10 protein-coding genes are annotated in these 13743 nt (G+C 68.6%); 1 reads left to right on the top strand and 9 read right to left on the bottom strand.

Translation table 11 applies throughout. The features are described 5' to 3' along the window. Window positions 1-4: 4 nt before the first annotated feature. On the bottom strand, window positions 5-859 hold the full coding sequence (locus CV103_RS09685; protein WP_107394781.1) for a glucose 1-dehydrogenase: 855 nt from the start codon (window positions 857-859) through the stop codon (window positions 5-7). 58 nt (window positions 860-917) lie between these two features. Then, window positions 918-2717: a tetratricopeptide repeat protein gene (locus CV103_RS09690; RefSeq protein ID WP_245896752.1), complete on the bottom strand. Its 1800-nt coding sequence runs from the start codon at window positions 2715-2717 to the stop codon at window positions 918-920. Window positions 2718-3263: 546 nt separating this feature from the next. On the opposite strand from CV103_RS09690, the gene CV103_RS09695 reads away from it, so the two are divergent. Further along, the gene (locus tag CV103_RS09695; RefSeq protein WP_107394783.1) at window positions 3264-5075 is read left to right on the top strand and encodes an ABCB family ABC transporter ATP-binding protein/permease; all 1812 of its coding nucleotides are present in this window, start codon (window positions 3264-3266) and stop codon (window positions 5073-5075) included. Between the two features lie 2 nt (window positions 5076-5077). Here the strand turns inward: CV103_RS09695 and CV103_RS09700 are convergent, their stop codons facing one another. From CV103_RS09700 to CV103_RS23065, 7 genes are all read right to left on the bottom strand, one after another. Then, window positions 5078-5833 (bottom strand): CPBP family glutamic-type intramembrane protease, encoded by a 756-nt coding sequence (locus tag CV103_RS09700; protein ID WP_107394784.1) that lies wholly within the window; start codon window positions 5831-5833, stop codon window positions 5078-5080. 441 nt (window positions 5834-6274) lie between these two features. Beyond that, window positions 6275-7648, bottom strand: coding sequence for a glutamate--cysteine ligase (locus CV103_RS09705; RefSeq protein ID WP_015459003.1), 1374 nt, complete (start codon window positions 7646-7648; stop codon window positions 6275-6277). 64 nt (window positions 7649-7712) lie between these two features. Continuing rightward, a complete protein-coding gene (locus CV103_RS09710) occupies window positions 7713-8072 on the bottom strand; it encodes a DUF4870 family protein (protein WP_107394785.1) in 360 nt (119 codons plus the stop codon). Window positions 8073-8129: 57 nt separating this feature from the next. After that, window positions 8130-8885: a 16S rRNA (uracil(1498)-N(3))-methyltransferase gene (locus CV103_RS09715; protein ID WP_107394786.1), complete on the bottom strand. Its 756-nt coding sequence runs from the start codon at window positions 8883-8885 to the stop codon at window positions 8130-8132. Between the two features lie 41 nt (window positions 8886-8926). Further along, window positions 8927-11125 (bottom strand): putative bifunctional diguanylate cyclase/phosphodiesterase, encoded by a 2199-nt coding sequence (locus CV103_RS09720; protein WP_107394787.1) that lies wholly within the window; start codon window positions 11123-11125, stop codon window positions 8927-8929. Window positions 11126-11362: 237 nt separating this feature from the next. Then, complete coding sequence (murA, locus tag CV103_RS09725) at window positions 11363-12646, bottom strand: UDP-N-acetylglucosamine 1-carboxyvinyltransferase (RefSeq protein WP_107394788.1); 1284 nt, start codon at window positions 12644-12646, stop codon at window positions 11363-11365. A gap of 230 nt (window positions 12647-12876) precedes the next feature. Then, window positions 12877-13653, bottom strand: coding sequence for a cold-shock protein (locus tag CV103_RS23065; protein ID WP_070931961.1), 777 nt, complete (start codon window positions 13651-13653; stop codon window positions 12877-12879). Window positions 13654-13743 lie beyond the last annotated feature (90 nt).

A 13743-nucleotide genomic window follows, 5' to 3' on the forward strand; every position in this document is an offset into this window, starting at 1 on the left:
ATCCTCAGCCGTTCACCACCGTGCCGCCATTGGGGTGCAGCACCTGGCCGGACATGTAGGACGCATCCTCGCACGCCAGGAACAGGAAGGCAGGCGCGACCTCGTTGGGCTGGCCGGGGCGGCCCATCGGCGTGCTTTCCCCGAAGGTCGCGAGCTTTTCCGGCGAGGCGCCGCCGCTGGGGTTGAGCGGGGTCCAGATCGGACCGGGGGCGACGGCGTTGACGCGGATGCCCTCGCCCACCAGATTTTCGGACAAAGCACGGGTGAAGGCGGTGATCGCGCCCTTGGTGGCGCTGTAGTCCAGCAGCTCCTTCGATCCCTGATAGCTCGTCACCGACGTGCAGTTCACGATCGCCGAACCCGGTTCCAGATGCGGGCGCACCGCCTGCGTGATGAAGAACATGCCGAAGATGTTGGTCTGGAAGGTGCGGCGGAGCTGCTGCTCGCTGATATCGGTGATGTCCTGATCGGGATGCTGTTCCCCGGCATTGTTGACGAGCACGTCGATCCGGCCGAGCTTCGCCACGACTTCCGCCACGGCCCGCTCGCAGAAGGCCTTGTCGCCGATGTCGCCGGCAATGGCGATCGCGCGGCGCCCTTCGGCGCGGACGATGGCGGCGGCGGCTTCGGCATCCTCATGCTCGCAGAGGTAGAGGATGGCGATATCCGCGCCTTCGCGCGCGAAGAGGGCGGCGACGGCGCGGCCGATGCCGCTGTCCGCCCCGGTTATGAGCGCGACCTTGCCGGCGAGGCGGCCCGAGCCCGGATAGCGGGGGCGCCAGTCCGGCGCGGGATCGAGATTCGCCTCGCTGCCCGGAAGCGCATCCTCATGGATCATCGGTTGCGGCGCCTGTGCCATCCTGCCTCTCCTCCTCGATCCGCCCGCATGCGGGAAAACCGGCGAAGAAGGCGGAGGTTCAGGGCGCTGCGGCGGACGGAGCGCGCGGCGGGATCAAGCCTGCGCGGGCGAGCACGGCGAGGCTGTGATCGCGCAGGCGCTGCGGCATCATCCAGCGGCGATACATGGAATCGGGGTCCTGCGCGGTTTGCGGGTCCACCGCCTCCAGCCGCGCCCAGGCCGCCTTCGCCTTCGCCATATCCCCAGCGCTGGCGGCGACGACGGCGCGCACCAGCTCGTTGGAAGCCTGGATGGTGGCGGTTGGCGGCGGCAGCGCATCCACCATCCGCTGGGCGGTGGCGATGTCGTTCCTGTCGAGCGCGAGGTAGATCAGCATGTTGCGGGTGCCGAGCGGCGCTTCCGGATCGAGCTTCACCGCCCGGCGGATCAGATCCTCGGCATCGGGCTGCCCGCAGTTCAGCAGCAGCAGGCCGGCAATCCCCATCAGATCGGGGTCATAGGGGTTGAGCTCCAGCGCGCGGCGGCTGCTGCGGACGGTGAGCGCGCGGGTGCCCGCGAACTGGGAAGCGCGGGCGAGCGTGAGCTGGATGAAGGCGTTGTAGGGATCGGCCATCGCCGCGCGCCGGGCATAGGCCAGGCTGGTGACGGCGATATCGTCCGGCGCGGACGGATCGAGCCGGTAGACCTTGCGGTCGAGCTCCAGGAAGGATTTGGCGGCAAGCGCCATCGCATGGCCGGGCTCGAGCGCGAGCGTGTGATCGACGCATTCGCGCAGGCGCAGGTTGAGCGCGGCGTTGCGATCGCGGCGATAGCGATCGAATTCCAAGAGGCAGCGGTGGCCCGGCGCGAAACGGTCGCCTTCCACCGCGCGGGTGGCGGTGGCGATCACGCCATAAGGCTGGATCAGCTCGGTGACGATAGGCGAGAGCGCGGTCCTGATCGCGTCCGGCCCGTCGCCGATCGCGGCCTGGCCCGTCCAGACCAGTTCACCCGAACGGATGTTGGTGAGCTGGAGCTGAAGCTCGGGCTCGGCGCCGCTGGTGAGCGTGCCGGTCAGGCGGAAATAGGGACGGCGATTCGGCGGTTCCTGCGCCAGCTCGCGGCGGACGGCCTCGCTCGCCTCGGCCTGGGTGACGCCCTTTTCCTCCTCGTGCAGGCGGATCAGCCAGCTCCGCCTGAGGCCGTCGACCAGGAAGGTATCGATGGACCGTTCGATCGCGGTGCTGTCGGCAGGGCCGGTGATCGGCGCGAAGCTCAGCTCGGGCGGCAGGGTGAGGCGATTGGGGTCGCCCGTCATATCCGTGTCGGCGGGATGGGTAAGGTAGATGGCGGCGCCGACCAGGGCGGCGACCACGATCGCCAGCAGGGTGCCGACGATGGCGATCCAGGGCGGTGACGTGGCGGGCGCCCCGCCTTCGCCCGCCATGGGCGGGGTGGCAGTTCCCGTTGCGGGTTCGCCGATGGCGGTGGACGAATCGGGCGCGGCGGCCGGCGATGGGACATCCGATTCGAAAAAGACCCGATACTGGCCCGGCGGAATGTGGAGGCGGATGCCGTCCGCCACGCCTTCGCGGGCGTAGAAGGCCTCCAGCATGCGGCGCAGGCGGCCGACCTGAACGCGGGGATAGCTATCGGCCTGGGCATCGAAATCGTCGGGGCGGCCGAGACCATCCACCGCCACGGCATAGGCCTTCAGCGAATCGCCGCGGCCGGCCAGCGTTTCGGCGACAAGGAAGTCCAGCAGCCGGCGCATGACGGGCGCGCGCGCGAAATCGGTCGCGGCGGAGATGCGCGCCACCTCCGCTTCGATTCGCCGGCCGTCCACCCCGCGAGGAACAATGTCAGCCTGGTCTGCCACACCCCCTCATTTCCGGCCGCCTGTCCCACCGGCCGCGATTCTCCGCCCGGCGCTGTAACGGTAACAGCGTAGGCGTTACGTTTCGATAAACCCAGAAAGTCGATGTGTCACCATCGGTTGCGCTGCATGCGACGAACGGGGGAACCGAGCAGTAAAATGCGGTCTCTTACTTAGTTTCGGGGGGCGATCGGGGCATAAACGGGATCAGCGGAGGCTAAGCGCCACCGCGAAGCGATCCGGCTTCGAGTGCCGGCGGGTTGGAGGTTCTGGTCCCCCCAAAACGCCGGTGAAGACGGTCGCCAAGAGTGGTCGAGCCCGCGTTCAATGTTCTGCCCCCACGGAACGAACGCGGTGCATCTACCGGCCTCGCTCTTCCGGCTGCGGCCCACCCCCACTGGGCCGCAGCCGGCACGAGCCGGACAACCCGGCTTTCTTCCCGAAACCTTCCCTTTTCGCCGCGCTGATCGCATCCTGCGGGCGTTCGTAACCGATGCTTGCGCCCGGCAGGCACTGGCGTTCGGCCAAGCGTGCTCTATCTAGGGCGCCATGCCGCCTGATCGCCCATCCGACACCGCCAGCCCGGAAGCCGGCCTCGCCGCGCTGAAGCGCTTCCTCCCCTATCTGTGGCCCGCCGACAATCCGGCGCTGCGGCTGCGCGTGGTGGTGGCGCTGGCGCTGGTGCTGCTGGCCAAGGCGGCGACGCTGGTCATGCCCTTCGCCTACAAGGCGGCGATCGACCGGATGGCGCCGGGGCTGGAGCCGGCGGTGGGCCTCGCGGTCGCGCTGGTGGTCGCCTACACCGCCGCCCGCTTCGGCGGCGTGCTGTTCGACAATATCCGCAACGCCATCTTCGAACGCGTCGGCCAGGATGCCGCGCGGCGGCTGAGCGAGGACGTGTTCCGCCACCTCCACGCGCTGTCGCTGCGCTACCACCTCGAACGCCGCACCGGCGCGCTGACCCGCATCATCGAGCGCGGCACCAAGAGCATCGACACGATGCTCTATTTCCTGCTGTTCAACATCGCGCCGACGATCATCGAGCTTGTGGCGGTATGCGCCATCTTCCTCGTAAAGTTCGGCTGGGGGATGGTGGCGGCGACGCTGGTGATGGTGGCCGCCTATATCCTCTTCACCCGCCGCGTGACCGAATGGCGCATGGCGGTGCGCCGGCTGTGGGCCGAGCAGGACGGCGCCGCCACCCAGCGTGCGGTGGATTCGCTGCTGAATTACGAGACGGTCAAATATTTCAACGCCGAGGATGTCGAGCAGCGCCGCTACGCCACCGCCGTCCGCCGGCTGACCGACACGACGGTGAAGGTGGAGACGTCGCTCGCCGCGCTCAATATCGGCCAGTCGCTGATCACCAACCTGATGATGGCGGGCGCCATGGCCTATACGGTGTGGGGATGGTCGCGCGGCATGTTCACCACCGGCGATGTCGTGCTGGTCAACACGCTGCTGGCCCAGCTTTTCCGTCCGCTCGACATGCTGGGCATGGTCTATCGCGAGATCCGCCAGGGGCTGATCGACATGGAGGCGATGTTCGGCCTGATCGATACGCCGCCCGAGGTGGTGGACAGGCCCGGCGCGCCCGCGCTCAAGGTCGCGGGCGGCGCGCTGCGTTTCGAGGACGTGCGCTTCGGCTACGATCCCGACAGGCAGATATTGAAGGGCGTGAGCTTCGCCATCCCGGCGGGGGGCACGCTGGCGGTGGTCGGGCCTTCGGGCGCGGGCAAGTCCACGCTCGCCCGGCTGATCTACCGATTCTACGAGATCAGCGGCGGCCGCATCACCATCGACGGGCAGGACATAAGGGAGGTCAGCCAGTCGAGCCTGCGCCGCGCGATCGGCATCGTGCCGCAGGATACGGTGCTGTTCAACGATACGATCGGCTACAACATCGCTTATGGCCGCGACGGCGCGACGCACGAGGACGTGGAGGCGGCGGCGCGCGGGGCGGCGATCGACAGCTTCATCCGGTCGCTGCCGCAGGGCTATGACACGCGGGTGGGCGAACGCGGCCTCAAGCTTTCGGGCGGCGAGAAGCAGCGCGTTGCGATCGCCCGCACGCTGCTGAAGAATCCGCCGATCCTGATCCTGGACGAGGCGACCAGCGCGCTCGACAGCCGCACCGAGGACGAGATCCAAACGACGCTGGATGCGATTTCGGAACGGCGCACGACGATCATCATCGCCCACCGTCTTTCCACCGTGGTCCATGCCGACGAGATCGTGGTGATGGAGGCGGGCCGCGTCGTCGAGCGTGGATCGCATGCCGCCCTGCTGGAGGAACGCGGCGTCTATGCCGAGATGTGGGCGCGCCAGCAGGCGGAGCGCGCGGCCGAGCTGGTGGAGTAAGATCAGGCCCGCGCCGGCCGCCGGAACTTCCAGACCAGAAGGAGGGCGAGCGCGGCGCTGCCGAGGCGGAGGCCGATGCCCAGCCAGCCCGAGGCTGCGTTTTCCGACACGGAGAATATCGCCCAGGCGGCGTTGAGCGAGGCGTGGAGCACCCAGCCGCTCCAGATGCCGTAGCCGTCCAGCGCATCGAGCAGCGCGAAGATCGCGCCGCCCAGGCCGGTGATGACGAAGATCTGCAGGGCCATGGCGCTGAATTCACCGCCGCCCGATCCGATCCAGTGGACGAGGCCGAAGCCGATTGCCTGCACGGCCACCGCCAGCCCGAGCGGCCAGCCCAGCGCCCGCCGGGCGAAGATGAAGCCGAAGCCGCGAAAGGCGATCTCCTCGGCCAGCGGGAAGGCGAAGGCGAGCAGCGCGAGATCGAGCGCGGACCAGTCGCGCGCCAGCGTGCCGCTGACCGCGAGGCCGATCCAGCAGGGCAGGGTGGCCAGCGCGGTGAGCAGCGGCCCGCGCCAGCCGTTGAAGCCAAGGCCGAGGCTGCGGGGCACCCCGGCGAAACGGCGGAGCAGCAGGGCGGCGCCGGCCATGACGATGGCGACCGCCAGCAGATTATCGAGGATCGACCCGCCATAAGGGATGGGCAGGCGGGGAATCGGCAGCCCCACAGCGGCCGCGAGATCGCGCGCCTCCTGCGAAAGCGCGAGGATCAGGACGACAGCGACGCCGGACAGCCAGTCGCGAAGCGCGTTCCGTTGCAAGACCGTGAGCCCCCATTTGCTTCATGCGAGTGGCTTACTGTGTTGCATGGGTGATACGGTGAGGCAATGGGTTGCGCCAGGATCGTGAGCGAAGTCCGGGCTGCGCGGACAGGCCCCGGCCGATAGGTTGCCGGGTTTCGGAATGCCGGACGGGCCTGACTGACGACCGAAAACCGAGGGAGCGGACATTTCGCAGTCTCCTCCCTCCCCCCAAAAAAACGTCATTCCCGCGCAGGCGGGAATCCATGGACGGCGGCTGGCTCGATTGAGTCGATAGCTCCTGACACAATGGATTCCCGCCTGCGCGGAGTGACGAGTGGGAAAAGGTAAGTTGGCGGCCTCTCCACCGCTGCTGAAACGCGTTCGGCAGGGGGGCGAGGAGGGGGCGAGTCCCCCCCCTGCTTCCCGCCCGCGCTGGCCCGACGATCTGGGGCGGCCCCCTTAGAAGCGCATGTCCTCATAGACGCGGGAGATGTCGCCGCCCCATTCGCCATGATATTTGTCGAGGAGGCGTTCGGCCGGGGTCTTGCCGGATTCGACGATCTCGCGGATCGGATCGAGATAGCCCTGTTCGCTGTCGCCGGCGCCGTTGAGGCGGGCGCGGGCCGAAAGGCCGGCATCGGCGATGGCGAGGATCTGCTGGCCGAGCTGCTGGAAGGTGCGGCCGCGCGGTCCCTGGGCCTTGAGGCCGAGCCTCGGCACCTCGGCGCGGATGCGGTGATGGTCCTCGATCGTCCAGTGCTTCACCTCGTCCCACGCGGCGTCGAGCGCGGTCTGATCGTAGAGCAGGCCCACCCAGAAGGCGGGCAGCGCGCAGATCCGGCCCCAGGGGCCGCCATCGGCGCCGCGCATCTCCAGGAAGCTTTTCAGCCGCACTTCGGGGAAGGCGGTGGAAAGATGATCGTTCCAGTCGCCCAGGCGCGGCTTTTCGCCCGGCAGCGCCGGCAGCTCGCCCTTCAGGAAGTCGCGGAAGCTCTGGCCGGCGGCATCGACATAGCCGCCGTCGCGGAAGACGAAATACATCGGCACGTCGAGCATGTAATCGGCATAGCGTTCATAGCCGAAGCCGTCCTCGAACACGAAGGGCAGCATGCCGGTGCGGTGCGGATCGGTATCCGTCCAGATATGGCTGCGGAAGGAGAGGAAGCCGTTGGGCTTGCCTTCGGTGAAGGGCGAATTGGCGAAGATCGCGGTGGCGAGCGGCTGGAGCGCCAGGCTGACGCGGAACTTCTTCACCATGTCCGCTTCGCTGGAATAATCCAGATTGGCCTGGATGGTGCAGGTGCGCAGCATCATGTCCAGCCCGAGGCTGCCGACGCGCGGCATGTGGCGGAGCATGATCTCGTAGCGGCCCTTGGGCATGATCGGCAGGTCGGCGCGGGTCTTGTCCGGCCAGAAGCCGAGGCCGAGATAGCCGAGGCCGAGCCGGTCGCCCACCGCCTTCACCTGTTCCAGATGACGGCCGGTTTCCGCGCAGGTCTGGTGCAGGTTCTCGAGCGGCGCGCCCGAAAGCTCGAGCTGGCCGGCCGGCTCCAGGCTGACATTGCCGTCCGGGCCGGCGAGCGCGATGACGTTCTCGCCCTCATAGACCGGTTCCCAGCCATATTTGGTGAGCCCGATCAGCAGCGCGTGGATGCCGCCCGGCTCCTCATAGGAAGGCGCGCGATGATCCTTGAGCCAATAGACGAACTTCTCATGCTCGGTGCCGACGCGCCAGCGTTCGCGGGGCTTTTCGCCGTTCGCGAAGATGGAGAGAAGGTCGTCGCGACCCTCGATCAAGGGGTCTTCCTGGCCCGATGCGGTGCGCGTGCTCATTCTCGCGCCCATAGCGACCGGAGCGGCCCTTAGCCAGTGATCAGTTGCGGTTGGAGACGCGCCGCTACCAGAGCCAGCTTTCCGGGTTGGCGATGGGCTGGCGCTTCTGCGCGGCGAGAAGGGCGAGCACGGTGCGCACCACCACCCAGATGCCGATCACCACGAAGCCGATGAAGCCGATCAGCACCAGCATCAGCACCGTCGACACGCAAGCGGCGACCAGCGCGATCCAGAAAGTGCGGATGTGGAAGGTGTAATGGCTCGTCTCCCAGCCCGATCCGGCTTCGCCCCGCCAGACATAAGCGAGGACCAGGCCGATCAGCGCGGTGATGCCGACCACGAAGCTGCCGAGATAAAGCAGCGCGATGATCGTGGGATGATTGAGGTCGAAGCCCGCCTGCGGGCTGGTGCCGGGTTCGTTCATTGCGATCCTGCCCCCGTTCCTGTTGGCCCAGGGAGGATGGCAGGCCCGCGATATTTTTCAAATATTTTCCGAGCGCCAGTCCCCGGCCGTCGCCATCCAGATCGCGATGGCGGCGGCGGCGGCGGTCTCCGCGCGCAGGATGCGGGGGCCGAGCGTGACCGGCACCGCCTGCGGCAGGGCGCGGATCGCGGCGCGCTCCTCGTCGGTGAAGCCGCCTTCGGGGCCGATCAGGATCGCGGCCGGGCCGGGGCGGGCGACGGCGGCAAGCGGCCGCGCATCGCCCGCCTCGTCGGCGAAATAGAGCGCGCGATCGGCGGGCCAGACGCGGAGCAGGGCGTCGAGCTTCTCCGGCTCGGCAAGGGTGGGCAGCGCGGTGCGGCCGCATTGCTCGGCCGCCTCGATCATGTGGGCGCGCAGCCGTTCGCCGTTCAGCCGATCGACGATGGTGCGCCGGGTGATGACGGGGGCGAGGCGGGCGACGCCCAGCTCGCACGCCTTTTCGGCCACCCAGTCGATCCGGCCCTTCTTGATGGGCGCGGCGAGCAGCCACAGGTCGGGCACCGCCTCGCGCGGGGCGAGATGGCCCGTGACGGCGAGGCGGAGCGCGCGCTTCGATATCTCCGCCACCTCGGCAAGCCATTCGCCGCTCCGGTCATCGAACAAGCGGACGGGATCGCCCGGCTTCAGCCGCATGACGTTGCCGAGATAATTGGCGGCGGCGCCTTCGACCGGAACGGAAATCCCGGTATCGAGCGGGGTATCGACGAACAGGCGGGGCGTGCTGACCGGCGGCCAGGCGGGGGTTGCGGGCATGATCCGGCTCCTACCGGAATCGCCGGGGCCGGGAAATCCCCTCAGGCGGCGATGCCGGCGTCGAACCAGCTGCCGATCGCGCGGGCGGGCATCGGCTTCGACATCAGATAGCCCTGCAGGGTGCCGCAGCCGATCGCCGCCAGCCATTCGGCCTGGCCGTCGGTTTCGACGCCCTCGGCGGTGACGGCGATGCCGCGCGCATTGGCGAGGCCGACGATGGCGCGGATGATGGCGCTGCCGCCTTCCCGCCGGTTGATGCCGGCGACGAAGGAACGGTCCACCTTGATGCGATCCACCGCGAAGGTGCGCAGATGGGTGAAGGAGGAATAGCCGGTGCCGAAATCGTCGAGCGCGATCCGCACGCCTTGCGCGCGCAGCGCCGCGACATTGGCGCGGCAGATATCCTCATCCTCGACGAAGCTGGTCTCGGTGATCTCCAGCTCGACGCGGCGGGGCTCGATGCCGCTCGCCATGATCGCCCCCTGGACGATATCGACGAGCGCCGGATTGCGGAGCTGCACCGCCGAAAGATTGATGGCGATGCTTTCCAGCGGCCAGTCGCGCGCGGCGGCCAGCGCCTCGCGCAGCACCCATTCGCCGATCGGCTCGATCAGGCCGCATTCCTCGGCGATCGGCACGAAGGTGGCCGGCGCCATCAGCCCGAGCAGGGGATGGCGCCAGCGGACCAGCGCCTCCGCGCCGATCACCGCGCGGGTGCGGGCATCGTGGACGGGCTGGTAGTAAAGCTCGAACTGGTTGCCGGCGGCGATCGCCTCGCGCAGGTCCTTCTCGATCGCCTGGCGGCGCTGGACGGAGGCGTCCATCGCTTCCTCGAACAGGACGACGCGGCCCCGGCCGCGCGCCTTGGCCTCGTAGAGGGCGATATCCGCCTTGCGGCCGAGGTCGACGCGATCGGTGCTGTGGAGCGGCGCGATCGCCACGCCGATGCTGACGCCGACGCAAACCATGGTGCCGTCGACGTCGAACGGCTCGTTGAGGGCGGTGGCGATGCGCTGGCACAGCCGCTCGACGCTTTCGATGGTGGGGGCATGCGCCTGGATGATGGCGAATTCGTCCCCGCCGAGGCGCGAGACCGTGTCGGTATCGCGCGTCACCGCCTTCAGCCGCGCGCTGACCTGGCAGAGCAGCTGATCGCCGGCGGGATGGCCCAGCGTGTCGTTGACCGGCTTGAAGCGATCGAGATCGAGGCACAGCATGGCAAGCGGCGTGCCGCCGCGCCGGACGGCGACGAGCGCCAGATCCATGCGGCTGCGGAACAGGGTGCGGTTGGCGAGCCCGGTGAGGTTGTCGTGGAGCGCGAGATGCTGGGCGTGCGCCTCGCTGGCCCTGAGGGCCGCGAGCGTGCGGCGGATGTGGAGCAGCAGCAGGGCCACGATCAGCGTGATCGCCAGCAGCGCCACGATCAGCACCGGCGCCACCTTGCCCATCACGCGGCTGCCCGGCGCGAAGCTGTTCCAGACCAGATAGCCCACCGTTTCGCCCCGGCGGGATCGGATCACGGCATGGGATTGGCCGGGGACGGGCTGGAGAGCCCAGGAGAAACGGGCGCCGTCCAGCAGATATTGCCTGGCCATCGCTTCAAGGAACGGCCCGTCGAGATGCTGGACGCTGACGAGCAGCGGCTCGGAATCCGGCGCCTGCGCCGCCCGGTCCTGATCCCCGACGATCGGCTTGACGCTGACCACCGCCGGATGGCCGTCGATGACGGTGATGTCGCTGGCGCCGGGGCTGTAGCCGCTGGTCGCGGGGTCGACGGCGTCCCCCCGGTCCGGCGCGCGCAGGCTGGCGCGCAGCGCGGCGACCAGCGGCAGGGCTTCGCCGCCGATCGCGCCGAAGGCGGTGGGGGCCGCGCGACGCCCGCCGCGCAGCGCATAGATCGGCCGGTTGGCGGCATCGAGGATGAAGACGTCGTCATGGCCGTAATAGGTGTGCAGCCAGCGGCCGATATTGCCGTCGATCCAGTCGAGATCGGGCGGGTCGGCGCGCACGCCGCGCAGCGCTTCATCCCACAGCGTGATCGCTTCCTGATCGTGGGCGACGCGGGCGGCATTATCCTTGAGGATGGTATCGACCATCATGGCCTGGCGACGCTCGGAAAGCGCATCCGCCTCGCGCGTCGCCCAGACCAGCAGGACCGCCACAGTCGCGGCGAACAGCACCACCACCGCCGTGATCGGCAGGAGGAACTGACGGAGGAAATCGTTCGTCCGCTTCGCCATCGGGCACCATGTTCAAGGACCGCCAAGTCCTATCTTAGGTGCGAATATTTAACAGTCTGCGCGGAGGACAAATTTAATTGGACGAGGTCGGAGCGGATTTCACGGTTACTATCCGCCACTTGGGTGGATGCCATGATCGCGGCCCCTGTCGGCGATACCGTAAAATCCGCCCGGCCGCTCGTTTCTGATCCTCAACCAACCAAGGGCGGTGGCCGGCGAATCGCCGCGCGCGCGGGATCAGTCCCCGCCCGCGCGCTCGATATCGGCACCGACCTGGGAGAGCTTCTCCTCCAGCCGTTCATAGCCGCGATCGAGATGATAGACGCGGTGGACCTGGGTTTCGCCCTCGGCGGCGAGGCCGGCGAGCACCAGGCTCATCGAAGCGCGCAGATCGGTGGCCATCACCTCGGCGCCGCGCAGCTTCTCGACCCCGCGCACCACGGCGGTGCGGCCGCGCACCTGGATATCCGCGCCCATGCGGGTGAGTTCCGGCACGTGCATGTAGCGGTTCTCGAAGATGGTTTCGGTAAGCACGCTGGCTCCGTCCGCCAGCGCCAGCATCGCCATGAACTGGGCCTGCATGTCGGTGGGGAAGGCGGGGAAGGGCGCGGTGGACAAGGTCAGCGCACGCAGCCGGCCGTCGGCGGCGACGGTGATGCCGCCGTCGCGCACGGCGACATGGACGCCGGCCTGGCGCAGATCGTCGATCACGGCCTGCATGTCGTCCGCCTTCGCGCCGACGAGATCGAGCTCGCCCCCGGTGATCGCGGCCGCGCAGGCATAGCTGCCGGCCTCGATGCGATCGGGCATGACGCGATATTCGGCGCCGTGCAGCCGGGGCTTGCCCTGGATGACGAGCCGTTCGGTGCCGATGCCGTCGATCTCCGCGCCCATGGCGACCAGGCAGTTGCAGAGATCGGTGATCTCGGGCTCGCGCGCGGCATTGTCGATGATCGTCTCGCCGCTGGCGAGGACGGCGGCCATCACCGCATTTTCCGTCGCGCCGACCGATACGACCGGGAAGACGATCCGCCCGCCCTTGAGGCCGCCGTCCGGCGCGATGGCGCGGACATAGCCGGCGGCCAGCTCGATCTCCGCCCCCAGCGCTTCCAGCGCCTTCAGGTGCAGATCGATCGGTCGGTTGCCGATCGCGCAGCCGCCGGGCAGCGACACCGTCGCCTCGCCGGCGCGGGCCAGCAGCGGCCCCAGCACCAGGATCGAAGCGCGCATCTTGCGGACGATATCGTAGGGCGCGACGGTGGCGGCGATGCGCTGCGCATCCATCGTCATCACGCGGCCATATTCGCCGTCCGGCCCGCGCGAGACCTTCGTTGTCACGCCCAGCTCGTTGAGAAGATGGCCGAAGCTGTCGACATCGGCGAGGCGCGGCAGGTTGCCGAGCGTCAGCTTGTCGTCGGACAGCAGCGAACAGGGCATGAGGGTGAGGGCGGCGTTCTTGGCGCCCGAAATCGGCAAGCGGCCGGCGAGGCGCTGGCCGCCGCGAATGATGATGCGATCCATGAAAAGGCTTCTATCGTTTCGCGCCGCGCGCGCAAGCGGCGGCAGCGGCGCGGCATGGGCGGGCGGGGCCCGATTCGCGATGGATGGGCCGGATGGGCCGGGCGAACGTGAGCGATCGTGGGCGACGTGGCCTGCGGTTGCGGCGCGCCGCCAGCAAAAAGCCCGGCGCCGCCTTGGGGCGGGCCGGGCCTTTCATGCGATCCAGCGGGCCGAAGCCCGCCAGCCGGAGCTTACTGGATCGGATTCAGGTTCACCGCGGCATATTTGCCGCGACGATCGACCTCGAGTTCGAACTCCAGCCGATCACCCTCGTTGAGGTTGGTCATGCCGGCCCGTTCGACGGCCGAGATGTGGACGAAGGCGTCCGGCTGGCCGTCATCGCGCTGGATGAAGCCGAATCCCTTCATCGCGTTGAAGAACTTCACCGTGCCGCTGGCGCGTTCGCCGGTCAGCTGGCGCTGCGGGCCGCCACGGGCGCCGGCATCGCGCGGCGCGCGATCCTCGACCGGAAGCGGTTCGCCGTCGATCTTGAGATCGGTGGCCGAGATACGGCCGCCGCGATCGACGAGGGTGAAGCCCAGCGGCTGCCCTTCGGCAAGACCGGTGAGGCCGGCCTGTTCGACCGCCGAGATGTGGACGAACACGTCTTCGCCGCCATCGTCGCGGACGATGAAGCCGAAGCCCTTCTGTCCGTTGAAGAATTTAACGACGCCAGTGCCTTCGCCGATCACCTGGGCGGGCATGCCGCGGCCACCGCCGCCGAAGCCGCCACCACCGCCGCCGCCGAAGCCGCCACCGCCGCCACGGAAACCGCCGCCGCCGCCACCGCCGCCGAAGCGATCGCCGCCGCCGCCATAACCGCCGCCGCCGAAGCCGCCACCGCCGAAGCGATCGCCGCCGCCGCCGAAGCGGTCACCGCCACCGAAGCCGCCATAGCTTTCGTCGCCGAAACTGTCGCGCTTGTCCCTGCCGCCGCGCTGCCCGCGCCGTCCTCTATCGAAACTCATGCTTTGCCCAAGTCTTTCCCGTCGCCCCACGAATTTTCAAGTCCTCAAAGCCGGGCGCGGCCACGAGACTTCCGGCGCCGAAACCAGCGC

The sequence above is a fragment of the Edaphosphingomonas fennica genome (assembly GCF_003034225.1).
Lineage (GTDB): Bacteria > Pseudomonadota > Alphaproteobacteria > Sphingomonadales > Sphingomonadaceae > Sphingomonas_E > Sphingomonas_E fennica.